The following is a 1,192-nucleotide window of genomic DNA, read 5'->3' as shown; positions in this document are numbered from 1 at the left end:
CGCCGGGATCGTCGCGGGCCTGGCCTGCATGCCGCCGCTCGGCCGCTGGCTGGACCGCGGCGCGCGCAGCGCCGCGGTCGCCGCCGCGATGCTGGTGCGGGTGGCCGGCGTGGCCGCGCTGCTGGCCGCGCCGGACGGGAGCGTCGCGCTGTTCGCGCTGGCCGCGCTGTTCCTCGGCATCGGCAACCAGGCGTGGCCCGCCGCGCACGCCGCACTCGTCACCACCGTCGCCGAGGACGGCCTGCGCGACACCGCGCTCGCCGCCGCCCGCGCCGTCCGCAACGCCGGGCTCGGCCTCGGCGCGCTGCTCGCCACCGCCTGCCTGACCGGCGGCGCACCCGCCCTGCGGGCGCTGGCCGCGGTCTCCGGCGCGGGCTTCCTGGCCGCCGCCGCGCTGGCCCGCTCGGTGCGGGTCACCGCCGGGCGGACGGGGCGCGCCCCCACCGCCGCGCCGGGGGACGGCGGGACGCGGCGGCTGCGGGCGGTGCTGCTGGCCAACGTGGTGTACGTGTTCTGCCTCAACGTGCCCGAAGTGGCGGTGCCGCTGGTGCTGGTGACGGTCCTGCACGCCTCGCCGGCCTGGCCCGCCGCCGTGTTCGTCGCCAACACCGTGCTGGTGGTCACCCTCCAGGTGCCGGTCACCGCGTGGGCGGCGGCCCGCTGGCCGCGGGCGAGGGTGCTGGCGCTCTCCGGGGCGGTGCTCGCCGCCGGCTACCTGGCCTTCCTGCCGGCCGCGGCGCTCGGCCCGCTCGCGGTGGCCCTGGTGACGATCCCGTGCACCCTCGGCGAGATCCTCTACGCGGGCAGCGCCACCCCCCTGGTCACCGCCCTCGCCCCGCCCGGCGGCCTCGGCCGCGCGCTGTCCCGGCTGCAGTTCTCCACCGGCCTGGGCCTGGCGATCTCCCCGGCCGTCATCACCGCCCTGCCCCCGCTCGCCCTCTGGCCCGCCCTGGCGGCGGCCACCCTCGCCGCGGCGGGCGCCGTCCACCGGGGCGGCGGGGACCAGCCGCAGAGGCTGCCGCGGACGGGCAGCCGGCCGGTGGCCGGGTAGCGGACGGCGCCGCCGTCCGCCGGCCCGCCCCGGCGGGGAATGCGCCGACCGGGAGCGGGCACACGGCCGGCATGACCGAGCCCGTCAAGCATAATCATATGCCGGTCCCGCAACGTAAATAGGTGTGTAGTTCTCTGTGGT

Annotated in this window: 1 protein-coding gene; it reads left to right on the top strand. The window is 79.3% G+C overall.

Going from position 1 to position 1,192, the window contains the following annotated elements:
- Positions 1–1,051 (top strand): MFS transporter (locus ACFUEL_RS39835; RefSeq protein WP_380243130.1); only part of this gene is annotated, 1,051 nt, incomplete at its 5' end.
- Positions 1,052–1,192: the final 141 nt, after the last annotated feature.

The sequence above is a fragment of the Kitasatospora sp. NPDC057198 genome (assembly GCF_042670125.1).
In the GTDB taxonomy this organism is placed as follows: domain Bacteria; phylum Actinomycetota; class Actinomycetes; order Streptomycetales; family Streptomycetaceae; genus Kitasatospora.
This window is presented reverse-complemented; position numbering and strand designations above follow the sequence as displayed.